Below are 25,167 nucleotides of genomic sequence, written 5' to 3' on the forward strand. Positions count from 1 at the left end.
CGAAAAATACGGTACGATTCGCCCTGTACGGTAAAATGTTACGCACGATTTTTGATATAATGTTCTAATTACCAGACATGATAACATTATAATTAGAAGATCGTCTCTCTTACTGGACCGCTCGGCGGGTTTATTATGAATATACTGAGAATCCTGCTGCTAGTTCTGTTGCTGATTTGGCCCTTTTTTATCCAGGCGACACCGATCCGCTTTAAACACATTACGACCGACGAGGGGCTTTCGCAGAGCAATGTAACTTGTATTTTGCAGGATAAGCGGGGCTTTATGTGGTTTGGCACGCAGGACGGTTTAAACCGGTTCGATGGTTATACTTTCACGGTGTACCGGAACGACCCAAAAAATCCAGCAAGCCTGAGCCACAGTTTTATTCGGGCGCTATACGAAGACCGGCAGGGGCGCTTGTGGGTGGGTACCGATGACGGAGGGCTAAGCTTGTTCAATCGGGAGACCGAAACGTTTACGAATTACCAGCGCTCGGCGGCTAATCTGAAAAGCATCAGCCATAATCAGGTGACAACCATTGCGGAAGACCGACAGGGGCAGTTATGGGTCGGAACCGCCGGTGGGGGGCTAAACCGCTTCGATCCGGTCAGCCGGACGTTCACGCATTTTACCCACAATCCGGCTCAACCCGGCAGCCTTGGGAATGATTTTGTCAACGATCTTCTGGTCGATTCGAAGGGGAGGGTTTGGGTGGCAACGAGCGGAGGGCTGGACCTGCTCGACGCTTCTACCCGAACGTTTCGGCATTTTCGGCACAATCCGGCTGATGCTGGATCATTGAGTTACAACAACATAATGGTGCTGTTTGAGGATTCTCAGAAACGAATCTGGATAGGAACCGAAGGGGGCGGCCTGAATGGCCTCAACCCGGACCAGCAAACGTTTACCCGTTTTCAACACAGCAGGGCTAATGCCAATACCATTGGACATAACGATGTCATTTCGCTGGCGGAAGATCAAGCTGGTACGTTGTGGATTGGCACCCGAAACGGCGGTATCAGCCTGTTAAACAAAAGCCGTACAACGGTTACCCGAAATCCGTATGACGCCAACAATACCGAAGGACTGAACAACGGCTCTATCTACGCCATGTGCCGCGACCGGTGGGGCAATATGTGGGTGGGTACCTACAGCGGAGGAATTAATTTTCATGACCGGAACCCGCCCAAATTTGAGGTCTATCGGAAAGAAAAGAATAATGACAACGGCCTGAATAACAATACTATTCTGTCGGTAGCAGAGGACCACCAGGGGTGGGTCTGGATGGGAACGGACGGCGGGGGCCTCAACCGTCTGCACCGCGAAACCCATCACTACCGCCGGTATGTACACCGCCCCGACGATCCGCACAGCATCGGCAGCAACTTTGTCGTGTGTGTGTATGAAGACCGTGACCATAACATCTGGACCGGTAACTATAAGGGCGGGTTAAGTTTGTGGCGAAAAGAGACGGATGATTTTTTCAATTTCCCGCAGACCAATGATGCCTTTGGCATCAGCAACGAGAGCATTTACGCCATCGCTGAGGATCAGCAGGGGCATATATGGCTTGGCACGCTGGGAGCGGGGGTGAGCCGGTATGACAAAAAAACCGGAACGTTTACGCATTTCCGCCCTGATCTACAGCAGGCGGGTAGCCTTTCGAACGGGTTTGTCCGTTCGCTGTACTGTGACTGTAAAGGTGTCATCTGGGTGGGTACGCAGGGTGGGTTAAACCGGTTTGATGCCCTCCAGAATACGTTTACGGTGTACCGGAAAAATCAGAAGAGTCCGGGTAGTCTGAGCAATAATCAGGTCAACAGTATTTACGAAGATACCGACGGCACATTGTGGGTGGGTACCGACGGCGGGTTAAACCGGTTTGACGCCCGGACGCAGACATTTACCGTCTATCGCCAGCCGGAGGGCCTGCCGAACGACGTAATACAGGCCATTACCGAGGATACGCATAAAAATCTCTGGATCAGTACGAACAAAGGGCTTTCCCGGTTCAGTAGGCGTTCCGGAACGTTCCGGAATTACGGGGTCAGCGATGGGTTGCAGGGCAGTTCATTTAGTCGGAATGCGGTTTTTGTGGGGCACGATGGTGCGCTTTTCTTTGGCGGCACCAACGGTTTAAACCTATTTTACCCCGACAGACTGCGGGACAATCCCAGTCTTCCGCCTGTTTTTATTACCGATTTTCAGCTTTTTAACCAGCCCGTTGCCATTGGAGCGCCGTACTCCCCGCTCCGAAAAAGCATTAGTGAAACCGTTGAAATTACGCTTGAGTACTGGCAATCAGGGTTTTCGCTTAAGTTTGCGGCTTTGAATTATTCGCTGCCCGAAAAAAACCAGTATGCCTATCAACTGGAAGGATTCGAGAAAGAATGGAATTACGTGGGCAATACCCGGACCGCTACGTATACGAACCTGGACCCGGGCGAATACATCTTTCGGGTAAAAGCGTCTAACAACGATGGAATCTGGAATGAGCAGGGAACCGCACTCCGGATCACGATTACCCCACCGTTCTGGCACACCTGGTGGTTTCGGGCGGGGCTGGTGCTGTCGTCACTGCTGATCGCGTACCTTCTATACCGGCTACGAATCAGGTCTATCGAAGCGCAGAAAAAAGTCCTGGAAAAAGTCGTGAGCGAACGAACCGCCGAGGTGCTTCATCAGAAGGAAGAGTTACAAACGCAGTCGGAACATTTACAGACGCTGGTGGAGGAAATCCATGATCAGCGAACGCAGGAACGACTGGCGCGGGAAGAAGCCGAAAAAGCCAACCAGGCCAAGAGTATCTTTCTGGCGACGATGAGCCACGAAATCCGGACGCCCATGAACGGGGTGCTGGGCATGACCTATCTGTTGCAGGAAACAAACCTGTCGGAGGAGCAGCACGAATACGTCGATACCATTCACCAGTGCGGCACGAACCTGCTGGGGGTTATCAACGACATTCTGGACTTCTCCAAAATCGAATCGGGAAGCATGGAACTGGAGCAGCAGGATGTCGATCTACGGCATTGCGTGGAAGACGTACTCGATCTGTTTGCCAGCAAAGCCGCCGAAATGGAACTCGATCTGGTTTACGAAATAGAGCATCAGGTGCCAACCCAGATCATCGGTGATGCGCTCCGGCTTCGCCAGATTCTGATTAATCTGGTCGGAAATGCCATCAAATTCACCGAGCGGGGCGAGGTTTTTGTCAGCATCGGGGTCCAACGACGCATCGGTGATCAAGCTATGGAACTGGTGTTTCGGGTGCGGGATACGGGCATTGGTATTCCGGAAGACAAGCTGCAACGGCTTTTCAAGGCTTTTTCGCAGGTCGATTCATCCATGACCCGGCGGTATGGCGGTACGGGGCTGGGGCTGGCCATCAGCGAACGGCTGGTTAAACTAATGGGCGGCACTATTTCGGTTGAGAGTCAGGTTGGCCACGGAACCACGTTTGCATTTACCATTCAGTGTCCGGTCAGCCAGCAGGTGCAGCGCCAGTATATTTTCTTTAATACCGGCGAAAACGACGGAAAACGGGTGTTGCTCATCGATGATAACCCCACCAACCTGACCATTTTGAAATCGCACCTTGAGCAGTGGAAACTGACGGTCGTAGCGGCTTCATCGGGCAAGCAGGCGCTGGCTATCATGATGCAGGAAGCACCCTTTCACCTGGTGCTGACCGATATGCAGATGCCCGAAATGAACGGGGTCCAACTGGCGCGCAGCATCCGCAGCCGCAATCTCACCATTCCAATCATCCTGTTGAGTTCCATTGGGGAGGAAAACCGTAAGGCGTATCCGGAGCTTTTTACGGCGGTATTGACCAAACCCGTTAAGCAGCAGCAGCTTTTTGACGTGGTGCAAAAACAACTGAAGCAGTCGGGCGAAGGGCAGGCGGTTTCTGCAAAGCCCGCGACCAGCGCCCTTACAGAAACCTTTTCCAAAGACTACCCCCTGCAAATTCTGATTGCGGAAGACTACCCGGCCAACCAGAAACTGGCCCTGAATATACTCGGACGGCTGGGGTATCAGGCGCATCTGGCCCAAAACGGCGCCGAAGTCCTGGAACTGGTGCAACGACGGTTTTACGAGGTGATTCTGATGGACGTGCAAATGCCGGAAATGAACGGTCTGGAAGCTACGGTCTGGATTCGCCAGCAGCCGGGACCGCAACCCACGATTATTGCCATGACCGCCAACGCCATGGCCAACGACCGGGATGAGTGTCTGCGCGCCGGTATGGATGATTACATTTCCAAGCCCATCGTCATTGAAGAACTGAAAACGGCCCTGCAACAGGCTGCGCTTTTGCGTCAGGCGCAATCGTCGCGGGAGAATTAAACGGTCAGGCCCGGGCCTTTTAACCCAAGGGCTGGGCCGCCGTTAATCAGGTTTTCCGTTTTTTCTTCTTGGCCGACGGAAACAGGACGTTGTTCAGAATCAGACGATAACCGGGCGAGTTGGGGTGCAGGTTGAGATCGGTTGCCATTTTCCAGCCTCCGCCCCGTGTGCCTTCGGGGTCGTGGCCGCCGTAAAATGTCCATTGACCGATACCGCACTCGCCGTAAATGTACCGGTCGGAACTGGGACTCGTGCCCATCACAAGTACATTCGGTTTGACCGTGCTTTTGCGGAAAGCCGTGGTCTGGCCGTGAAATTCCTTAATGTTTGATTCGTGGTTCTGAACGAGCATGGCAGGGATCATGTCCCACTTGGCCGAAAAGTTGAACAGGCTGAAATAGCCCGAAGGCTGATCCCAGCCCCCAAACCGCCCCGCCGAACTGTTGATGTCGGAGAAGGCCATGCCGCCGTAGCCGTTGTCGAGTTCCAGCGTGAAGTTCTGGAAAGCGACGGTTTTACTGAAATCGAGCTTCGATTGCGCGTTCGGGTCAATCCCGTCGCCGTCGTAAATGCTACCAACAATATCAACACCCTCGGCTGCCAGCGCAATATCAAATGTCTCGGCACCGGAACACATGGCGAATAAATAACCGCCCCCGGCGCAGAAATCCCGGATTTTCTTGGCCACTGCCAGCTTCATCTGGGACACTTTGGAGAAATTGAATTTCCGGGCAATGTCTTCCTGCGCCTTAAGATCTTCCGTTGACATCCGGCGGGTGTTGCGGCCGTACTGTCCCGTAAAATCTTCGTGGTGCAGGTGCAGCCAGTCGTATTTAACCAACTCGCCTTTCAGAATTTCTTCGTCGTACACCACTTCAAACGGTATTTCGGCGTATTTCAGCACCAGTAAAACCGCATCCGTGTTCTCGAATTCCGACGGGCTGACCTTAATGGGCGAGTACACCACGATCTTGGCCGCCGTAACCAGCTTGACCGACGCCATGTTCAGGTCCGGGTCGGCAATCTGTCGCTGAATTTCGTTGGCTTCGGCATCGGAAATGATTTCGAAGGAAATACCGCGTACCCGGCACTCCGTTTCGACGGCCGGGCTTTGTTTGATCAGGAAACTGCCCCCCCGGTAATTGAGCAGCCAGTCCAGTTCCAGGCCGGATTTGAGGACAAAATAAGCGATACCGTATGATTTAAGGTGGTTTTTCTGGCGGTCATCCATCGGAATCAGGATGGAATTGGCGCGAGCGGCCATTGCCATAAGGACCAGCAGAAGCGTGAGAAGTCGTTTCATAACGGACTAGTTTTCGTGAAAGCACCGGAACGCAAAAAACTCACTGTATTTCAGTTACCTAAGTTACTTTAAGTTTGTTCAAAAACGGCAGGTAATCCGATAATTTGCGCCGGAAATCTATTCAATGAGACGACAGCGAGTTGGGCCGCCATCACGCACGCTGACAAAACACAAAAGCGGACCGTGAAGCCCGCTTTTGTGGAATTAATAAACTACCGTTAGTGATGCCGCTGATCGGGATGCGCCTGGAAGTACCGTTCCCCTTTCGGCATGGCAATCCACAGGACAATGTAGATAATGACAATGGGTACAGAGGTTGGCAAAATAAGCATCAGTACGAAGAAAAGGCGTACAAAAACTTTATCAATACCGAAGTAATCGGCTAGGCCGGCAGAAACGCCACCCAGCATGGCTTCGGAAGGAATTTGATGCAACTGTTTAGCAGTCATAGTTTTTATTAGTTTAGTTGTTTACGTTTTCAGTTTCTTTGTGTTTACTGTTGATGCAAAGGTACTATGCAATGCCAAGTAGCGAAAGAAGATTCTTATGAATGGATGGGGGCGTGTATGACAGGCTGGAAAACGGGATGAGTCAGGTCAGGATTGTATCCGTCAGCTTACTAATGTCGTGGGCAAGTTTCTGAATAAATTCCAGTTGTTCTTTTAGGGTCGGATCTTCTGTAACCATCGGATCCGGCTTTTCCAAACTACTGGTTTCGGTAACGGGCGGTTCCGGGGCGGTTTTGGCGGCCTCTTCATCAAGACGTTTCAGACTTTCGTTTAAAACCGTCAGGGCGCGACGGGCGGGGCGCAGCAATTCGGGCGGACAGGCCGTTAAACGTTCCGCGTTCAGGCGGGCCGACGTAATGGTGGCAATGTTGGACGATAGAATGTGGTTCAGGACCACAAATTCGTGGATGTCGTTGCGGTGCCACTGCTTGCTCTGCGGCTCAGAGGTCATGCGCTGAAAAGCAGCCGACAGGTTGGCGGAGTTAACGTATACGGCTTTACGGGCCAGTTTATAGTCGGTGATGATGAGCGGTTTTCCCGACAGCGTATCCACCAGAATCCGGAGGTAATTGCGGTTGGCTTCCAGCACCTCATGCAGCAATCCTTTGAGTTGCTGCGATTCCCAGCGCGGGAACAGGTAGCTGGCCGCAAACGCAATGGCGCAGCCAATGAGCGTATCAAGTACCCGCTCCTCCACCACGCTGATGCCACCCAATCCTAAAAAATGAAGCATGATGAGAATGTAGGGCGTCATCAGGATAACCATGACGATGTAATTCGTGCGCTGAAAACTATACGCGCCGAGCATAAGCGGTAACATCACCCAGAACAAAACCGTATTGTTGGGAGCCAGCATCAGAATGATTACACCAATGAGTCCGCCCGCTACGGTGCCAATGATCCGCTCATAATTCCGTTGTTTGGTCAGGCTGAAAGCGGGTTTCAGAATAACCGAAACGGTCAGTAAAACCCAGTAACTATGGTGTCCGTAGGCAATTAGTTTGGCGGTCAGAAAACCAATCAGACAGGCAACGGTCATCCGGAGCGAGTGCCGAAAAAAGGAGGAGCTAAGCGTCAGGTTGTTCAGGATCAGCTTCGGGTCAATTTCCTGGTGCGACACAAAACGCGAATACTCCGGGGCTTCTCTATCGTTGGGGTTTTTATCACCATCCGCTGACAGATAGGTGTGAATTGTGGTCAGGCGCTGGTTCAGGTTGCGGAGGGAGATCAGGATTTTTTTCAGCACAAAATTGCTGTTGTCTTTTTCCTGCTGGCCGATCTCGTCGATCCGGGTCTTGAGTCGTTCCAGGTGCCGCATCAGGTCCGCACGGCTCTTGTAAGGCCGGTTGGTCTGAATCGCCAGGCCAATATAATCCATTTCGATAGCCAGTTGCCGGATCAGCCGGGCGATTTCGTCCAGAATGCCCGTCTTCCCAAACCGTTCCCGAATCGAGGTATAATCATAATACATGGCCACAATCTGCTCGTACAGGTCCACAATGTCGCTGAAAGTGAGCACCAGCAGGCGGCCCGTCCAGGTTGATTCTTTCAGGATTACCCGGGTTTTAAACAGCAGTTCACGCACGGCATCCTGTTTTTCGCTCACTACGGCCTGCTGCGTAACCAGTTTTCGGTAATCTTCCTGTAAATCCGTCCGAATGCTGTAAAACTCGGCTTTAATCAGGAGGAACTTCGAGATTTCGTGGATGCATTCGCCCAGCGCCTGCTGAGCCGCCCGGTAGGGCCGGAGTTGGGTAGAAGAGAGACTGATGGCGGTGTACCAGAGTCCCCCGGCGCAGACGAGGGCTGCGTATTGCCAGACGGCGGCCGGTTCGAGGTCCCGGTCCATCATCAGAATCATCGACAGCAAGCCCGCCGTCCCGACGGAGGTCGCCCGGTTGCCGTAGATCGCGAATAAGGAAAAGAAAAAGCTGAAAAGCGCAATTTCAACGCCCAGCAGCCAGACGTTCGCCCGGGTAAAACCCGTTATCAGGGAGACCAGCACGATAAGGAGTGTACCGGCCAGCATGCCGTTTCGCCGGTGCATGACTGGGCCTGGTGCATCCGTGATGCTTGCCCATAAAGCGCCCAGCGAAATCGGCAGGCCGGTTTCGAAGTCTCCGAAATGATAAAAACCGACGGAAGGAATCAGGATGGCCAGCGTAATCCGCAAGCCATCCGAAAAGTGCTGGCCAGATAGAAAATACCGGATTTCCCGGATCTGTCTTTTCATGATGGCAAGGTAGGGTGTATTACCCGTCTAATCAACCCGCCAACTGGAAAAGCGATAAGGACTGCTGAAACGTGTTCGTGGTTACCGGACAGCGATGGAATATCCGGCTTTTTCGAGCTGCCTGGCCCATTGCGGAGGCACTACGCAGTAATGCATTTTTTTTAGGCGAATGATGCTGTGAAGCTCGCCAGTACGTTTGTCGATGCATTGACGACGGTCAAGGGCCGCGGCAATACAATCAAACTGCGGAAACATTTTTAAGAAATCAGCCGATGCTGCTTGTTGCTGGGTCAGCGGTAAAGACATACACTCGTAACGTAAAAGGTCAATTAGTTAACATGGATTGGAAAAAGACTCTTCAGGGAAACGATACGGTGGGATGAATAACGGTCTAAAAACCAGCTATTCAATTGTGGCTACGAAGTTACTAGGTTTATCAGATTAATACAACTGGACTATTCTAAAAATTTTTCGCTGATTATATAACTTTATTAATGTTTTGAACCATTCGATAACTTTTTAATGTAAAAAAACAGCGATAGGTATTGAAATAGGTAGGGTTTTATTGAAAATCAGGGGGCACAAAAATGTGCTATTTTTTAGTTAAGTAATTGCTGCAATTACCAGAAAAACGCCCTTTCCAGCTTTCTGGCCGGGAAAGAGAGACACAAGGGGTTGGGCGGAGTAGGGGATTGCGGAAGCGTACGGCAGTGTACGTTTCTTTATCGGGAACGGTTACAGAACCGGTCGCTAATCCATCGTGAATCAGCGACCGGTATTTCATAAGACTCAGGGAATCAGTGCCATGTTTTTCTTCGGGAAGGCCGTCCGCAGACCCGCAATCTGCGCAACGACCAAAACCGCTGTTATTACCGAATCGATCACCCTGATTTCTGTGGCAATGACGGAAACCGCTGGCCCCCAGATCAGCAGGTCTACGTAATAACCCAACAGAAGCAGGTTCAGTCCAATGATTACCTGAATCAGCCATCGGGAAGTGGCCGGGCGCAGGGCTGCGTACGTTGCCAGTCCGGCCATCACTAGAAATTCGATGCCAAAGACCAACGGCTGGCCACCCGCCAGCTCGTTAAGAAACGAAAAGGTGTTGCCGAAGAAAAGAAAGGCGATGGCGCTGAGCTCGGCAAAAAAGACATTACTCCACAGGGCTTTCTGCAATACCGTTGATTTTTCCATGATCGTGTTTGTTTTAGTGATAGCTCAAAGGTAGAGGAGAGGGCGTTGCCGGGGCTTACCCAAAGGCGCCAATTGATTACCATTTCACGACAGAACCATTCGGGCTTTTCGGATCGAGAAGTACCTTTACCACATGGAAAATCCACAGAAACGGTTTGTACTCGGTTTGCTGGCGTATGCGGCCCAGAAAGATGCCGATCCGGAGCGGTTGTGTAAACTGTCTTCCATTGATTGGCAGGCTCTTACAGGAAAGTCAGATGAGCCGCTGACACCCAGGCAGTTTCGCGATCTCTGGCTGAATGCGGTTCATCTGACCCACGACCCGCTGTTTGGACTGCATTTTGGCGAATCGCTGCAACTGGCGGCTTTGGGCAGTGTTGGCCAGTTGGTGCAGAGTTGCGCAACGGTTGGGGAGGCTCTGACGCACGCGTCCGGGGCTATTCACCTGATCACGGACCTGTTCAGGATGGAAGTGAGCCAGTCCGGGCCATCCTTCACCATTCATTATAGACCGAATCCGGACCACGAAAAAGATCAGGCGTTTGTCCTTCGGCAGATGATGGAATTGTTTATGGTCTTTACCCTGCACGAAGCCGATGGCCTGGTTCTGAAGAAAATCAGCCCCAAAACCGTCTGCATACCGTATGATCTGTCAAAACCGGAAGAATATGAACGGGTGCTGCGGGGCAAGCCTGTCAAAAAACCGGGTGTGTATTCGATGGAATTTGAAAGCCGGTATTGGGACGAACCGATTCTGACAGCCAATTACGAACTACAAACGCTGCTACTGAAAAAGGTCAGTGAGCAGAACCGGGAATTTGAGAACGCAAAAGCCATGAAGGAACGGATTCGGAGCTATCTGCTGACCAACGCTTATCTTGGTGTCCCGACGCTGGAGCAGATGGCCGCAAATTTCAATACCAGCCCCCGCAGCCTGCAACGCAAACTTCAGGACGAAGGAGTTACGTACCAGCAGGTAGCCGATTCCATCCGTAAATCGCTGGCCCTGAATTATTTGTCGTCGGGTACCTATCCGGTTAAAGAAATATCCTATATTCTCGGCTATAATGAATTAAGTGCTTTTAGCCGGGCTTTCAAACGCTGGACGGGCACCACACCGGGGCATTACCAAAAGGGGGCGCTCACGTAGTAGGGCGGTTTCGGATGCCGCAAGCCGGCCTTTCCCGAACAAATCCGGGCCAATACCGTTTATCAGGGATTATTTCTCCGTGAATGGGGCGCTGGAAGGGGGAGAAACCGGGAAATAAAACGGAATGTTACACCAACTCGATTGCTATGCCTTCCACATCTACCCCGCCGTTCTATCACCGGCTTTCTCATACGTTACTGGCACTGGGGCTGATTATGGCCGCGTTTTACCTGGGGCAGGATATCATTGTCCCGTTTGCCATGGCCGGTTTACTGGCGGTTTTACTACGGCCCCTCGAAACGTGGCTTATCCAGCACCGTGTTCCCAAAGTCCTCGCCATCAGCCTGGTGCTGCTCATGGCCATTGTAGTACTGGCAGGTTTGACCATCCTCATTTCCATGCAGTTGGCGCATTTTACCGATGACTGGCCCAAATTAAAAAGGAACCTGAATGATTTCTACGGCGACGCCCGGCGCTGGATTCGGCGGGAGTATAACGTCAGCTACAGCCAGCAGGATCGGTACCTCAAGCAGGCCCAGGCTCAAACGATGGATACTCTACAGGGCACCGGAACGCTCGGCATCATTACCGGTCCGCTGGGCACGCTGCTGTTGTTGCCGATTTACATTTTTCTGCTGCTTTATTACCGGGCCATGCTGATTCAGTTCATCATCCGGTCGTTTACCGACGAGCATGCGGAGCGGGTTCGGGAGGTGCTGGGCGAAATTCGATCGGTGATTCAGAGTTACGTCGTGGGCCTGGTGACCGAAACGGCCTGCGTGGCAGTACTCAATTCGGTGGGTTTGCTGATTCTGGGCGTTCAGTACGCCGTTCTGCTTGGTGTGATTGCCGCCATCATGAACCTGATACCGTACATCGGCGGGCTGGTGGCAACGGCGTTGGCCGTAGTGGTTACGTTTGTCAACCATCCCGAAGTTTCGACGCTGGTGGGGGTCGTGGCGGTATTTCTGGTCGTGCAATTCATCGACAACAACGTTCTGGTACCGGTTATTATCGGTTCCAAAGTGCGGATTAACGCGTTGGTATCCATCGCGGGCGTGCTGCTTGGCGGGGCGCTGGCGGGTGTTTCCGGTATGTTTCTCTCCATTCCCATCATTGCTATTCTGAAAGTAATCTTCGACCGGGTGGAGGGGCTGGAACACTGGGGAATTTTGCTCGGCGACCAGACCACGGAGGATGATATCAACAAAATGCTGCGGTTACGACGGCGAAAGAAGAAAATTCCGTAGCGGTTTTTACGGTTCGTTTTCTATCTTCGGACGTATGAAACCAACGTTCCGCTTCCTGCTGACGGCCCTGCTTTTCGGGGTCGGTTATACCGTATTGGCTCAACCCATGCAACGACCCCGTGCGTATGGTATCCGTTTTGGCGTCTTGCCAACCGGTGCCCTGAACGCCATCACTGATGTACCCGGTGTTCGGGTGGGACAGGTTACCTTGCAGGAGGGGCAAAGCATCCGGACCGGCGTTACGGCCATTCTGCCGCACAGCGGAAATCTCTTTCAGGAGAAATGCCCGGCAGCTATTTACATCGGCAACGGCTTTGGCAAACTGACCGGATACAGTCAGGTAGAAGAACTGGGCACACTCGAAACACCCATTGTGCTGACCAACACCCTCGGCGTTCCGACGGCAGCCGACGCCGTGATTGATTACACACTGGCCCAACCCGGTAATGAACAGGTTCGTTCGCTGAATCCGGTGGTGGGCGAAACCAACGACGGCGGCCTGAACGACATCCGTAGCCGTCCTGTCACCAGACAACACGTGCTGGATGCGATCAGACAGGCGAAAACCGGGGCGGTGGAAGAAGGAAATGTGGGGGCCGGAACGGGTACGGTTTGCTTCGGGTTCAAAGGCGGTATCGGAACCGCTTCGCGGAAACTCCCGGCTTCGCTGGGTGGGTATACCGTCGGTGTGCTGGTGCAAACCAATTTTGGCGGTGTTTTACAGATTGCGGGTGTTCCGGTAGGGGTAGAACTGGGCAAATTTTCGTTCCGGGAAAAGCTCGACGGCTCGTGCATGATGGTGGTGCTGACGGATGCTCCTCTCGATGCCCGCAACCTAAAAAGGCTGGCCAAACGGGCATTTATGGGCCTGGCCCGCACGGGTGGGATTGCTTCCAACGGAAGTGGGGATTACGTCATTGCTGTTTCAACTGCCAACCGGATTCCAAATGTCTCCAAATCATCGCTCGACGAAATGAAAGTTCTCCGGAACGACGATGCTTCGCCCTGTTTTCTGGCCGCCATCGAGGCCACGGAAGAAGCCATTATCAATTCGCTGTTTGCCGCCCGGACCCAAACTGGTCACCACGGCAGCCGCGTGGAGCGACTGCCGGTTGAAAAAGTGGTGGATTTATTAAAGAAAGCCGGACAGATCAAATAGCCGCTTCGCCGACTTTCAGCAAGCGCGGAATACCCAGCAGGATGTTCTGCCAGCCTTCCAGTGATACGGGTTTTTTAATATAACTGGCAGCCCCCCGGGCGTACGCTTGTTCGGCGTCGTTCAGATCGGTGGAGTTGCTGAAAATGGCAATTGGGATAGACCGGTAAATCGGGTTCGAACGAATCTGGCGCAGCAGTTTCCAGCCATCCGCCCGTCTGGGTAAGTAAAGATCCAGCAAAATCAGTATGGGAAGCGGATTTTGTTGGGCGTAACAATTATTTAAATACGTCATAGCCTGTGCAGCCGACGTAGCCCCAACCGGCACCACTTCCTGAAGGTGTTGCCGGAGCAGATAATGCAACAGCAAATGATCATTGAGATTATCTTCCACGACCAGAATACTTTCAAAATTAATTGAGTACGCAGCGGTGGATTGAAAGCTGCATGCTTCGTTTTTCATATGAATTGCTATTGCGCTAAAATAGTTGAGTTTCAGGTCACATAGTTAAGGGTTTTGTTGACAATTATCAAGGCCGGCAAAATTAATTTATCAAAATGTAAACTGTATTTATACTTACGTATAAGGGCTGTGAAAACAAATATGACTGTCCACATTTTCAGACAGCTACAGTAATTCTCTAATTCATTTTACACTTTTTTTGACCAGATCAGACCGTAATCCATTTGAGTTGAAATATCTTCTTCGGTAGGCTGAAGACCGGCCTGCGCGAACCACTGACGGTATTCTTTCCGGCTGTAACAACGTCCTTTGGTTCCCCAGAATAACTGGGCTGAATAATCCGTAACAGGCAGGGGGCCGTCCAGGGCGTCGTTCAGAAAAGCGTCGTGAACCCACAGTTCACCTCCCGGTCGGATGGCGGCCGCAAAACGGTTTGCCAACATCTGGCAGGTTTCGGTGGGCCAGTCGTGAAAAAGGCTGGCGGCCAGCAGGATATCTGTTTCTGGTAATTCGTCGGTCAGCATATCGCCGGGATGGAAGGTCACCCGCTCCCGGATGGTCTCGGCACCCGGACGGCCGCTCCGGGCAAAGGCGTCAAGCAATTCGGCGGCTACGGCCAGGACGGCGGGGCGGTCGAAGAGGGTGGCTGTTGCGGTTGGGTTGACGAGCAGCCATTCGTAGGTATAATAGCCGGTTCCGCCCGCTACGTCCAGCAAATGGCCGGAATGTTTCGAGATTTTACTGGCTACAATCGGAGAAAGTTTCTGGGCGCGCCCGGCCAGGCCGAGCGTAAACATACGGGAGAGTTCGGCATCGTCCATCGGCGAAGGATCGTCGCCTTCTTTCACGTACGAAATGCCGCCTGAGGTGTCCAGCGGGCCGTCGTTCCACAGCCGAACGGCCATTTCCACCGCTCCGGGATCATTTTTTTCCAGACCCACATAGCCAGTTAAATTGGGCGTCTGGGTCTGGGTCACATACCGTCCCAGGGCCGTAATCTGAAGCGCACCGGATTCGTTGTATTCGAGCAGTTCCATCGCGCAGAGCGCCGGGAAAAGTACGCTGGCCGGACGTTCTTTGAGTCCGAGCCGCTGGCTGAGTTCGGGAACAGAAAGCGGTCCGTTGCTTAGTTCTTCAAAAACATTCAGGTGATGAACGGCGGCAATCAGCAGACGGGAACCGAACATAGCCCGCAGGTGGCGGGTAATCGGGGCAGGGTCAAGTTGAGGGTTGTGAAGCATTCCTTTAAGGTTTTTATGGGCCTTAAAGATAAGCAGCCAACCCGAAGCACCACGGTTTTCTGAGGCCGTGGTCCGGTTTAGACTATACCCGGATGCGTTCGTAAACCGGCGTACCTGCTCCCGGATCGGTGCCGAAGAGCTCAATATACTCTACTTTCGGCAGCAGACCCGAATCCGAATCCAGTTGCACAAAAACCTTCCGCAAGCAGGCTTTCCGACCGTTGATTGTAGTCAGCGCAACGGGTTTGCCTTGGTGCAGATCGACCCAGATGGGCCGTTTTTTGAACGCATTCAGGTGAATTTCAAAACTGTTGTCGCTTTGGGCCAGTGGCTTGTGTTTGTAACCGTACGCCATTTTCCACTGAAACATCGAGAGCGATTCACGCTGGCCCTGTTCGGCGTAGCGAATCCAGTAGACATGAACGGGGTCCTCGGCGTTGAGTTGTCGGCCAGCCGTTACATTCGCTTCGTAAATAACGGTATTGGCGTCGTTGCTCCGCTGAATGTAAAACAAACGGTTGGGTGCGGGCGGTGGCACGGGGAATTCGCTGGCACCGCCCGCTGCGGTCGTAAAGGCGCTGGTCAGTTCCAGCAGAAACAGCAGGAAAAAAAGATGACGGTAGTTCATAACAATAATTCAGTAGCATGGTGTTGTTTACGTCTCTAAGACCGCCATCTCGGCACTTCCCCCTACGTCGAGCCCAAAAATTTGGCGGCCCGTCATTTTTTCTTCTACTTTCGCACAACTAAACCGCTTTCAGCGTTTTACGCAGGTATGAAGTCATTCTTGGTTCGATTTGGAATTGTGCTGGCCGTTGTGGTCGTGGTTAATCTGCTGTCGTCATTTTTATTTTTTCGGGTTGATCTGACGCAGGAAGGCCGTTATACGCTTTCGGAAGCTACTGAAAATCTGTTAGCTAACCTCGACGATGATGTCCATGTTAACGTGTACCTGACGGGTAATCTGCCGCCCGGTTTTAAACGGCTGGAAACCAGTATCCGGGAAACGCTGGCGGAATTTCAGGCGCGGGCCGGCCAGACGCTGACCTACCGGTTTATTGACCCGACCGCCAATCCGAACGAAAAGCAGCGGACAGAATTTCAGACCCAATTGCTCCAGAAGGGCCTGACGCCGACCAACCTGAATTTCAGGAATGAGGGGAATCAGCGTACCGAACAACTGATTTACCCCTGGGCGATTGTGTCGTATAAAGGCCGTGAACTGCCGGTTTTGCTCCTGCGCGGAAACCGTTCCAGCTCGCCGGAAGAACAGTTGAATCAGTCGATTGAGAATGTGGAGTATGAACTGGCATCGGCCATTCGGCGGCTGACGGTTCGGGAGAAAAAAGTCCTGGGTGTGGCGGTTTCCTACACGGATATCGAGCCGCTGCGCATGTCGGATCTGCTGGCTACGTTGCAGGAGTTTTACGACATCAAACTGATTGATTTGCAGGCATCCCGCGATCTGGTGGGGCTGGATGGTCTGATTGTGCCCAAACCCGACCGTCCATTCACCGAAGCCGATAAATACAAGATCGACCAGTTTGTAGTCAACGGCGGAAGAGCCCTGTTCTTTGTTGACGGCTTACAAATCGACAGCATCGGGCGGGAGGGGACCTATGCCCAGCCGCTCAACCTGAACCTGAACGATCTGTTTTTTCGCTGGGGTGTTCGGGTCAACAACGACATTATCAAAGACTTAAGCTGCGCCTTTATTCCCCTCAATGTGGGAAACATGGGCGATAAACCCAACGTGCAGTTGTTGCCGTGGCGTTTTTTTCCGTTGATCAACAATTTTGGTCGCAGCCCGATTGTCCGGAATCTGGACGCTATTTATAGCCGGTTTACCAGTACGCTCGATACCGTTCAGGCGCCGGGCATCGCGAAAACGCCCCTGCTGATGAGTTCGCAGTACACCAAAATTCTGAAGGCTCCGGCGCTGGTGAGCTACAACGAGGCCCGTCAGCAGCCCGACCCGCGCACCTACGACAGCGGGGTTCAGCTCATCGCCTGTTTGCTGGAAGGTCGTTTTCAGTCGCTTTACACCAACCGCATCCTGCCCGGCGACCCGCGGGCGGCCTCCTTCAAAGCGCAGGGGCAACCGGCCAAAATTGTAGTTTGCTCGGACGGGGATTTGCTGATCAACGACATCAATTACCAAACCAATACACCGTATCCGCTCGGCTACGAACGGTTCTCGAAAAACACGTTTGCCAACAAGGATTTTGTGGTGAATGCAGTAAATTACCTGCTGGACGACAACGGTATTATTGCTGCCCGCACCCGGCAGGTGACGCTCCGGCCCCTGGATAAAATCCGGCTCCGCGAAGACCGGCTTTCATGGCAGCTTCTGAACCTACTCGGACCGGTGGTTCTGATTGGTTTAGTGGGTGTTACGTGGCAGTTTGCGCGCCGGAGGAAGTACGCCTGAGGGGCTTAAAATTATTTCGCGGAGTTGAGCAGAGAACATCAGAGCTTAGCGGAGAACGACTCTGCTTACCTCAAGAAAAACTCCGCTAAACTCTGCGAAACAACCCCCTTATATCTCGACTATTTTTCCTACTTTTGTTCTTATTGGACAAACGGCCCCAAACAAAATTGCATATGAAATTTATCGTTTCCTCCTCCGTATTACTCAAGCAACTTTCAGCCATCAACGGTGTGGTGGCAACGAACCCAATTGTGCCGATTCTGGAGAATTTTCTGTTTAAACTGGAAGATGACACCCTGACGGTGACGGCTTCGGATCTGCAAACGACCATGATCACCAACATCGCCGTTGAGTCGTCGGAGAAGGGAGCCATTGCCATTCCAGCCAAGCTGCTGCTGGATACATTGCGCGGTCTGCCCGAACAGCCGATTACGTTCAACGTCAACACGGAAACGTTTGGAACTGAGATTCTGACCGATAATGGTCGCTATAAATTATCGGGCGAAAACCCGATTGATTTTCCGAAAATTCCGGCCGTAAACCGTAGTCTGGCGGTTGAACTGTCGTCGGATGCTCTGTTGAGCGCCATCAACAATACCGTCTTTGCTACCAGCACCGACGATCTGCGCCCGGCCATGACAGGGGTGTACCTGCAACTGAATGAAGAGAACGCAACGTTCGTAGCAACCGACGGCCACCGGCTGATTCGCTACCGCCGGACGGATATCAGTTCGCCCAGCAGTGCGTCGATGATTATTCCGCGGAAAGCCCTCACGCTGCTGAAGGCGTCGCTGCCCGAAGATGCGGTGGTGCGGGCCGAGTTTAGCCAGTCGAATGCGTCGTTTACGTTTGGCAACACGCAGATGATCTGCCGGTTGATCGACGAGCGGTTCCCGGATTTTGAAAATGCCATTCCGGTTAACAACCCCAACGTGATGACCATTGGCCGGACCGATATTCTGAATTCGCTGAAGCGGATCATGATTTACGCCAACCGGACTACCCACCAGATCCGGCTTTCGCTGAAAACGAATTCCCTGACGATCTCCGCCGAGGATTTGGATTATAGCAACGAAGCCAACGAAAAGTTGCTCTGCGATTACGACGGCGACCCGCTGGAAATCGGCTTCAACGCCAAATTTCTGACCGAGATGCTCAACAACCTGAGCGCCAAAATGCTTTCGTTCGAGATGTCGGCACCCAACCGGGCGGGCCTGATCATCCCGGCTGATAAAGAAGAAAACGAAGATATGCTGATGCTGGTCATGCCGGTTATGCTGAATACATACGCGTAATCTGAGCCTGGATACGCGGATTAAAGGATTGGCCGGAATGGCTACGCAAATCATTCATTTTAATGACTCCTTTAATCTCCCCGAATCCAAGTTCTGACCCATTTAATCATTTCTAGCCCGGAACGAGGTTCCGGGCTTGTCTTTTTTGTGCCGGTTCGTATATTTGAATTTGTTGCTTACTCTAACCTGACGGCAAATCGCTCATTTTGTTTGTTTTTCAGCAGTTTATCCGCTCGAATCTGGAACGGATGGACGGCGGGGCATGAGGGTTGAGTAAGGGTAGCCAGTAATTACTACGGACCCTTAATGTGCTATGAAAGTCTCTCCTGCGGAACCGTTTCAATTGGTGTACTCACTTTTGGAGCACGAGTTTCTGGGCTATCTGTTTGAAGCATTCGTGGTTCAGCTAAACCCGCGTGGTGAGTTGACCCTGCAAAATCAGACGATATCGGCCAAAAATGCGGGCGAATTTGCCAGTGAGCTGGACGACGCCGACTTCGAGCTGGTTCGGATCATTGATGAAATACAGCAGGATGTGATTCTCAAAAAATTCAATCCGAAGAAATTACCGGCAGTTGATTTTTTTCTGAAAGTATACGATCCGCAGAAAGGCGATAAAGAGTTACAGGACCGTATCTGCGAATACCTCGAAGTACGCCGGGCGCTGATTCTGGAACGGCTGGTAGACAAGAAATTATTTGTCATGGGCAGCGATGGGAATCCGGCCTGGATGGCCATCGAGCGAATGCCGCAGAAAGCCCGGGTTTTCTTTAATTTTGTTCGTACGGAAACCGCTACCGAATATTTCCCGATTATCAAATACAAGGGCGAACGGGTTGAGTTTCAGTTTAAAGACGCCCTGTTGATCTGCGACGAACCCGCCTGGATGATGGTGGGCAACCGGCTGTTTCATTTTGAGAACAACATTGACGGGAAAAAACTGCGTCCCTTCCTGCAAAAACGCAATATTGTTATTCCCAAAAATATTGAGGAGCAGTACTATAACCGCTTCGTTGCCCCGCTGATTGCTTCGTATGATGTTTACGCCCGGGGGTTTGAAATCCGGGATGAAGAACTGACGCCCGCACCGGTATTGACGGTTTCCGAACAGGTTGACCATCGGGTGGTTCCCGCGCTCTTCGAGCAGGTAGGTACAAACGGCGACGTGCACCGGAATGGCTCCTCGGGGCGCATGACGGATGTGTTGACGGAAATTGGTCCGACCACGTCTTTCGATGATTCTCAGGTGGTTTTTGACCTGTTGTTTCGGTACGGCCAGTTCACGTTCCGGTACGACGGTTTTACGGATTCGTCTAACGTCAGCATCGAAAAACAGGGCGATCAGTATATTTTCCACAAAATCCGGCGGGATATACGCAAGGAGCAGTCAACTCTTTTCTGGCTGAAGGCAAACGGTCTGGAGTTGAAAGACAACGGGCACTCCCGGTTGGGCAAGGCTGCGGCTTTTGAGTGGCTTCAGCAAAACCACAACCTGCTGATGGAGGCCGGTTTTCTGGTTTCGCAGCACGCCAACGATACAAAACGGTATTTTCTGGGCTATTCGTCCATTGTGGTTTCCATCAACGAAACCCGTGACTGGTTCGACATTTACGCCAAAGTGCAGTTTGGGGAATTTGAGATTCCATTTATCAAACTGCGGACGCTGATTCTAAACAAGAAACGCGAGTTTACGCTGCCCAACGGCGAGATTGCGGTCATTCCGGAAACCTGGTTTACCAAATATTCGGAGTTGTTTGCCTTTATGGAGCACGATGACGACAGCGACCGGCTCGTGCTTCGTAAACACCATATTGCGCTCGTTCAGGAGTTGCAGGAGGAAAGTCTGGCGTCGGCGGTCATCAGCCGGAAGCTCCAACAATTGCGGAGCTTTGAAGAAATAGCCTCCCATCCGCTGCCGAGCGGTTTTAAAGGGTCGTTGCGGCCTTATCAGAAAGCGGGGTACGACTGGCTGCAATTCCTGAATCAATACCGGTTCGGGGGGTGTCTGGCCGACGACATGGGGTTGGGCAAAACCGTAATGACGCTGGCGTTTCTGCAATCGCAGAAGGAAGCGGGACACAAAGAACCCACGCTGCTGGTGATGCCTACGTCGCTGCTCTACAACTGGGAGCTGGAAGCCCGCCGGTTTACGCCCGATTTGCGGGTAATGTCGTACACAGGCACCTACCGGGATAAGAATACCGCCCAATTTGACGATTACGACCTGATTCTGACCTCCTACGGTATTGTCCGGATTGACATTGACCTGCTGAAAACGTACCGGTTTCATTACATTATTCTGGACGAATCGCAGGCCATCAAAAACCCGTCGTCGCACATTACCCGGGCGGTAATGCAACTCGACTCGGCACACCGGCTGATTCTGACCGGAACGCCCCTGGAAAACAGCACGATGGATTTGTGGACGCAGATGACGTTTATCAACCCCGGTTTGCTGGGCAGCCAGACGTTTTTTCGCAACGAATTTCTGGTGCCAATCGAAAAAAAGAACGACGAGCAGAAAACGCAGCGGCTTTACGGCATCATTAAACCGTTTATGCTGCGTCGGCACAAGTCGCAGGTGGCGCGTGATTTGCCCGAAAAGGTAGAGAGCATTCACTACAGCGATATGTCGCCGGAGCAGGAAAAACAGTATGAGGAAGCCAAATCATACTACCGGAACCTGATTCTGGAGCGTATTGAAGAAGACGGGATGGCCAAGTCCCAGATGGTGGTGTTGCAGGGCCTGACCAAACTTCGTCAGATTGCCAATCACCCGCGCATGATCGACGAAACCTACGAAGGCAATTCCGGTAAGCTGGACGATATGGTGATGCGGCTGGAAGGGGCGATGGCGGATAATCACAAGGTATTGGTATTCAGTCAGTTTATTAAGCACTTAGATGTAGTGCAGCAATATTTGCAGGAACGCGGTATTCAGTATGCTTACCTGGACGGATCGACGCAGGACCGCCGGGGGCAAGTGGATTTGTTCCAGAAAAACGATGCCATCAAGCTGTTTCTAATTTCGCTGAAGGCGGGTGGGTTGGGCCACAACCTGACGGCGGCCGATTACGTGTTTATCCTCGATCCGTGGTGGAATCCGGCCATCGAAGCCCAGGCCATTGACCGGGCACACCGCATCGGGCAGCAAAAAACCGTGTTTACCTATAAGTTTATTTCCCGCAATACCGTTGAGGAAAAAATTCTGGCGCTGCAACGTTCCAAACAAAAGCTGGCCAGCGATCTGATTGCGACCGAAGAGAATTTTATGAAGTCGCTGACAAAAGAAGATATTATGGCCCTGCTCGAATAACCGGACGTTTAGAGATTCAGCAGTGCTTTCAGCTTTTCGTAGAAGCCGGTATTCCGGAAGGTAAACGTTTTGTGCAGCACGTAATTGGAAACGAAACTGGCGCCCATCCCCGCTGTGTGTGAAACCAGCTTATTGACGTTCACGGTTTTGACGGAGTTCGGTATGGTGAAGGTATAATGGCTGCCGTGGCTCAGGGAAAGGTTGTACAGCGCCGAGGCACCGTATACCGTGATCAGGCACGAAATCACCGAAACCATCGCAAATTTAGCCATCTCGCGCCGGGTCTTGGCCGAATTTTTAGCGTTGAACGCCAGGAGCTTGGTCAGGAAAAAGCCGATAAAAAAGGAGCTGACATAACCAATCAATACCCCGTTTTCGTACGAGATCTGAAACCACTCCTGAAGCAGCGAACTCACCACAATTTGCAGCGATGCACCAATGGCCGCTACAATAAAATACGCAAGTAAGTCTTTTTGATTAAACAGTTTGTTTGCCATAAATAAATGCCTTCCGCCCCAATAAGACCCGCAAATTAGCAGGAAGCGTTGGAATTCGTATCCGCAAAATCAGATACCGGACACAGAACGTACGCGGTCAGCGAGCCAAAAACTGAGCGGGGAGCGAGAAACAAGTAGACTAAAAACTACCAGAAAGCCGGAAATGGGGCTACTTTTGCGGACGGATTTTTCTACCTATGTCTACATTTAATCCCAACACCCGCATCGGTATTCTCGGCGGAGGACAACTCGGACTGATGCTGCTTCAGGCCGGTATCGACTGGAACCTGACCGTCCATATTCTTGACCCTGATGCCGAAGCGCCCTGCCGCCACCTGGCAACGTCCTTTACCCAGGGGGCATTAACCGATTACGATACCGTATATCAGTTTGGTCAGACGGTTGACCTGCTAACGATTGAAATTGAGCGGGTTAATGTTGATGCGCTCGAAGCACTGGAACGGGAAGGAAAACGGATTTTTCCGCAGCCGTCGGTCATCCGGATTATTCAAGACAAGCGGGTACAGAAGCAATTTTACCGCCAGCACAACCTGCCCACTGCCGATTTTATCCTGACCGAAAACCGCGCCGACGTGCCGCAGGTGTTAGCCCAAAAGCCGGACTTTCTGCCCGCGTTCCATAAGTTAGGCCGCGATGGGTACGACGGTCGCGGGGTGCAGCGGATTGCTACGTCGGAGGATGTTGAGAAAGCCTTTGATGCGCCCGGTGTGCTGGAAAAAGCCATTGACTTTGAGAAGGAACTGGCCGTGATTGTTGCGCGGAACGAGCAGGGGCAAACCGCTACCTTCCCGACGGTTGAGATGGTTTTTCATCCCGAACAGAATCTGGTGGAATACCTGTTTGCACCCGCGGCCATTTCCGAAACCGTTGATCAGCAGGCGCAGGACGTAGCCCGGAAAACGGCCGAAGCGTTTGGAATAGTGGGCCTGCTTGCCGTTGAGCTGTTTTTGACTAAAGACGGTCAGGTGATTGTGAACGAAGTGGCTCCGCGTCCGCACAACAGCGGTCACCACACCATCCGGGCCAATGTGACCTCGCAGTTTGAACAACACTGGCGGGCCATCCTGAACCTGCCGCTGGGCGACACCTCGATTCTGACCCCGGCGGCCATGATCAACCTGCTGGGCGAACCCGGCCACAGCGGTCCGGCCCAATACGAAGGGATGGAAGCCCTGCTGGCAATGCCCGGCGTGTTTCCCTTTCTATACGGTAAAAAAATAACCCGCCCGTTTCGCAAAATGGGGCATATTACCGTTATTAGTCCGGACGTAAACGGCCTGAAAGCAAAAGCCGACGCCGTGAAGGAAACGATAAAAGTGAAAAGTAAGGGGTAAGACTGGGATAAGGCGTCAGCCAACTCTTAACTCTTAACTCTTAACTCGTAATTTATAACTAGAAAATGGTTGGAATTATCATGGGCAGCAGCTCGGACCTCAAGGTCATGCAGGAGGCTGCCGATATATTAACGGAATTGGGGGTTGCTTACGAAATTGATGTCGTATCGGCCCACCGAACGCCGGAGAAAATGGTGGAATACGGAAAAACCGCCCGCCAGCGGGGGCTGAAAGTGGTTATTGCCGGGGCGGGTGGAGCGGCCCATCTGCCGGGCATGGTGGCTTCGCTGACCACACTACCGGTAATTGGCGTACCCGTAAAATCCAGCAACTCGATTGACGGCTGGGATTCGGTTCTGTCGATTCTGCAAATGCCGTCGGGGGTTCCCGTAGCAACCGTGGCACTCAACGGAGCCCGGAACGCCGGGATTCTGGCGGCCCAGATTGTGGGGACATTTGACGAAAAGGTCGCCCGGCAGTTGCAGGATTACAAAGAAGATATGAAATTGAAAGTTGAAAAAATGAGTCAGGAAGTGAAGAACAGTTAATGGCGGGTTCTGGTTGAATAAAGGATCAAGTTGAAAAAACGCTTCAGCCAACTTCCATCCAACGCTGAACCGAAAATCCCACTATGGAAACCGAAAATGCGAAGCGAAATCCGCGGCCTACGGAAACGTCAAGTTTGCCTACCATTACGTTGGCCGTTCTGGTTCTGACGATTCTGGCCCTGTTATACATTGGGTATGAGTATGTGGCCGACGACACAAAAGGCTCGGAAGAGCTGACTAGCGTGGCCCTGGATACGACCGTACAGAAACCGGCCGAACTGCCCATCGAACCGGAGCTGGCCGCCCCGATTGAGATTGATACGTCCAGCCGGAATGCCCCGGTGGATTTGTCACAGTCTACTCCGGCACCCATTGAAGAGGAGCAGGAAGTTCCTAAAAAACCGGCATTGGATTCGGAAGAGCGTCCGGCTACGAGTGAGTCCGCTGCCAGTAAGCCGGTGGCCGAAAAACCGGCTCGCGAAGAAAAACCCGTAGAGGAAAAACCAAAAGAGGAGAAAAAGGAAACGCCCAAAGCGAATGTTCCGGCGGGGGGCGTTTCGGTTACGCATACCGTTAAGCCGGGCGAAACCATCTACAGCGTGGCTACCAAGTATAATATGTCCGTCAATACATTAAAAGCGCTGAATCCGGACCTGGAAGGCAACGATGTGAAAGCCAACGTGACGAAGCTGAAGGTGAAAGCGCGGGCCTACCATACCGTTGGTCCGGGCGATATTCTGCGGGTGGTGGCCGACAAATACGGTGTGACGGTCGATGCGCTGATGAAAGCCAATGGAAAAACCAAAAACCATGCGGCCCGGGGCGAAAAGCTGGTTATTCCGTATGCCGAAAAACAGTAGGCAGTAGTTT

The 25,167-nt window shown here is 52.3% G+C and carries 19 protein-coding genes; 10 read left to right on the forward strand and 9 right to left on the reverse strand.

Annotated elements, in window-relative coordinates; translation table 11 throughout:
* The first annotated feature begins 135 nt into the window (after nucleotides 1–135).
* Nucleotides 136–4,356 (forward strand): hybrid sensor histidine kinase/response regulator, encoded by a 4,221-nt coding sequence (locus LX87_RS02410; protein WP_111626570.1) that lies wholly within the window; start codon nucleotides 136–138, stop codon nucleotides 4,354–4,356.
* A 46-nt stretch (nucleotides 4,357–4,402) separates the two neighbouring features.
* On the opposite strand, the gene LX87_RS02415 is transcribed toward LX87_RS02410, so the two are convergent.
* The 5 genes from LX87_RS02415 to LX87_RS02435 form a co-directional block, all read right to left on the reverse strand.
* Nucleotides 4,403–5,659 carry an asparagine synthetase B gene (locus LX87_RS02415; protein ID WP_111626571.1) on the reverse strand — a complete coding sequence of 419 codons (1,257 nt, stop codon included), beginning with the start codon at nucleotides 5,657–5,659 and terminating at the stop codon, nucleotides 4,403–4,405.
* Nucleotides 5,660–5,877: 218 nt separating this feature from the next.
* Entirely contained in the window at nucleotides 5,878–6,108 is a 231-nt protein-coding gene (locus LX87_RS02420; RefSeq protein ID WP_111626572.1) for a PspC domain-containing protein, read from the reverse strand.
* A 142-nt stretch (nucleotides 6,109–6,250) separates the two neighbouring features.
* Complete coding sequence (locus LX87_RS02425; RefSeq protein WP_111626573.1) at nucleotides 6,251–8,401, reverse strand: FUSC family protein; 2,151 nt, start codon at nucleotides 8,399–8,401, stop codon at nucleotides 6,251–6,253.
* A gap of 81 nt (nucleotides 8,402–8,482) precedes the next feature.
* Nucleotides 8,483–8,707: a hypothetical protein gene (locus tag LX87_RS02430; RefSeq protein ID WP_111626574.1), complete on the reverse strand. Its 225-nt coding sequence runs from the start codon at nucleotides 8,705–8,707 to the stop codon at nucleotides 8,483–8,485.
* Nucleotides 8,708–9,190: 483 nt separating this feature from the next.
* Nucleotides 9,191–9,595: a hypothetical protein gene (locus LX87_RS02435; RefSeq protein ID WP_111626575.1), complete on the reverse strand. Its 405-nt coding sequence runs from the start codon at nucleotides 9,593–9,595 to the stop codon at nucleotides 9,191–9,193.
* Between the two features lie 133 nt (nucleotides 9,596–9,728).
* Here LX87_RS02435 and LX87_RS02440 point away from each other — a divergent pair, with 133 nt between their 5' ends.
* The 3 genes from LX87_RS02440 to LX87_RS02450 all read left to right on the forward strand — a co-directional run bounded on the left by LX87_RS02440 (nucleotide 9,729) and on the right by LX87_RS02450 (nucleotide 13,154).
* Complete coding sequence (locus tag LX87_RS02440) at nucleotides 9,729–10,745, forward strand: AraC family transcriptional regulator (protein WP_111626576.1); 1,017 nt, start codon at nucleotides 9,729–9,731, stop codon at nucleotides 10,743–10,745.
* Nucleotides 10,746–10,891: 146 nt separating this feature from the next.
* On the forward strand, nucleotides 10,892–11,995 hold the full coding sequence (locus LX87_RS02445) for an AI-2E family transporter (protein WP_111627451.1): 1,104 nt from the start codon (nucleotides 10,892–10,894) through the stop codon (nucleotides 11,993–11,995).
* A 34-nt stretch (nucleotides 11,996–12,029) separates the two neighbouring features.
* Nucleotides 12,030–13,154 (forward strand): DmpA family aminopeptidase, encoded by a 1,125-nt coding sequence (locus tag LX87_RS02450; protein WP_111626577.1) that lies wholly within the window; start codon nucleotides 12,030–12,032, stop codon nucleotides 13,152–13,154.
* Here the strand turns inward: LX87_RS02450 and LX87_RS02455 are convergent.
* From LX87_RS02455 to LX87_RS02465, 3 genes are all read right to left on the reverse strand, one after another.
* On the reverse strand, nucleotides 13,147–13,614 hold the full coding sequence (locus tag LX87_RS02455) for a response regulator (protein WP_111626578.1): 468 nt from the start codon (nucleotides 13,612–13,614) through the stop codon (nucleotides 13,147–13,149). The two genes, LX87_RS02450 and LX87_RS02455, sit on opposite strands and share 8 nt — an antisense overlap.
* A 188-nt stretch (nucleotides 13,615–13,802) precedes the next feature.
* Entirely contained in the window at nucleotides 13,803–14,855 is a 1,053-nt protein-coding gene (locus LX87_RS02460; RefSeq protein WP_111626579.1) for a methyltransferase, read from the reverse strand.
* An 82-nt stretch (nucleotides 14,856–14,937) separates the two neighbouring features.
* A complete protein-coding gene (locus LX87_RS02465) occupies nucleotides 14,938–15,483 on the reverse strand; it encodes a DUF4833 domain-containing protein (RefSeq protein ID WP_111626580.1) in 546 nt (181 codons plus the stop codon).
* A 147-nt stretch (nucleotides 15,484–15,630) separates the two neighbouring features.
* Between LX87_RS02465 and gldG the strand changes: the two genes are divergently transcribed.
* The 3 genes from gldG to LX87_RS02480 all read left to right on the forward strand — a co-directional run bounded on the left by gldG (nucleotide 15,631) and on the right by LX87_RS02480 (nucleotide 21,897).
* Nucleotides 15,631–17,286: a gliding motility-associated ABC transporter substrate-binding protein GldG gene (gene gldG / locus LX87_RS02470; protein ID WP_111626581.1), complete on the forward strand. Its 1,656-nt coding sequence runs from the start codon at nucleotides 15,631–15,633 to the stop codon at nucleotides 17,284–17,286.
* 173 nt (nucleotides 17,287–17,459) lie between these two features.
* Nucleotides 17,460–18,581, forward strand: a complete 1,122-nt coding sequence (dnaN, locus tag LX87_RS02475; protein WP_111626582.1) for a DNA polymerase III subunit beta — start codon at nucleotides 17,460–17,462, stop codon at nucleotides 18,579–18,581.
* A 313-nt stretch (nucleotides 18,582–18,894) separates the two neighbouring features.
* Nucleotides 18,895–21,897, forward strand: a complete 3,003-nt coding sequence (locus LX87_RS02480; RefSeq protein ID WP_111626583.1) for a DEAD/DEAH box helicase — start codon at nucleotides 18,895–18,897, stop codon at nucleotides 21,895–21,897.
* Nucleotides 21,898–21,905: 8 nt separating this feature from the next.
* Here LX87_RS02480 and LX87_RS02485 read toward each other — a convergent pair whose 3' ends face one another.
* Nucleotides 21,906–22,394: a GtrA family protein gene (locus tag LX87_RS02485; protein WP_111626584.1), complete on the reverse strand. Its 489-nt coding sequence runs from the start codon at nucleotides 22,392–22,394 to the stop codon at nucleotides 21,906–21,908.
* A 257-nt stretch (nucleotides 22,395–22,651) separates the two neighbouring features.
* Here LX87_RS02485 and LX87_RS02490 point away from each other — a divergent pair, with 257 nt between their 5' ends.
* The 3 genes from LX87_RS02490 to LX87_RS02500 all read left to right on the forward strand — a co-directional run bounded on the left by LX87_RS02490 (nucleotide 22,652) and on the right by LX87_RS02500 (nucleotide 25,157).
* Nucleotides 22,652–23,749 (forward strand): 5-(carboxyamino)imidazole ribonucleotide synthase, encoded by a 1,098-nt coding sequence (locus LX87_RS02490; protein ID WP_229310571.1) that lies wholly within the window; start codon nucleotides 22,652–22,654, stop codon nucleotides 23,747–23,749.
* Nucleotides 23,750–23,814: 65 nt separating this feature from the next.
* Nucleotides 23,815–24,297, forward strand: coding sequence for a 5-(carboxyamino)imidazole ribonucleotide mutase (gene purE, locus LX87_RS02495; protein ID WP_111626586.1), 483 nt, complete (start codon nucleotides 23,815–23,817; stop codon nucleotides 24,295–24,297).
* An 83-nt stretch (nucleotides 24,298–24,380) separates the two neighbouring features.
* Entirely contained in the window at nucleotides 24,381–25,157 is a 777-nt protein-coding gene (locus LX87_RS02500) for a LysM peptidoglycan-binding domain-containing protein (protein ID WP_111626587.1), read from the forward strand.
* Nucleotides 25,158–25,167: the final 10 nt, after the last annotated feature.

Origin of the sequence: Larkinella arboricola, from assembly GCF_003259745.1 — a bacterium.
In the GTDB taxonomy this organism is placed as follows: domain Bacteria; phylum Bacteroidota; class Bacteroidia; order Cytophagales; family Spirosomataceae; genus Larkinella; species Larkinella arboricola.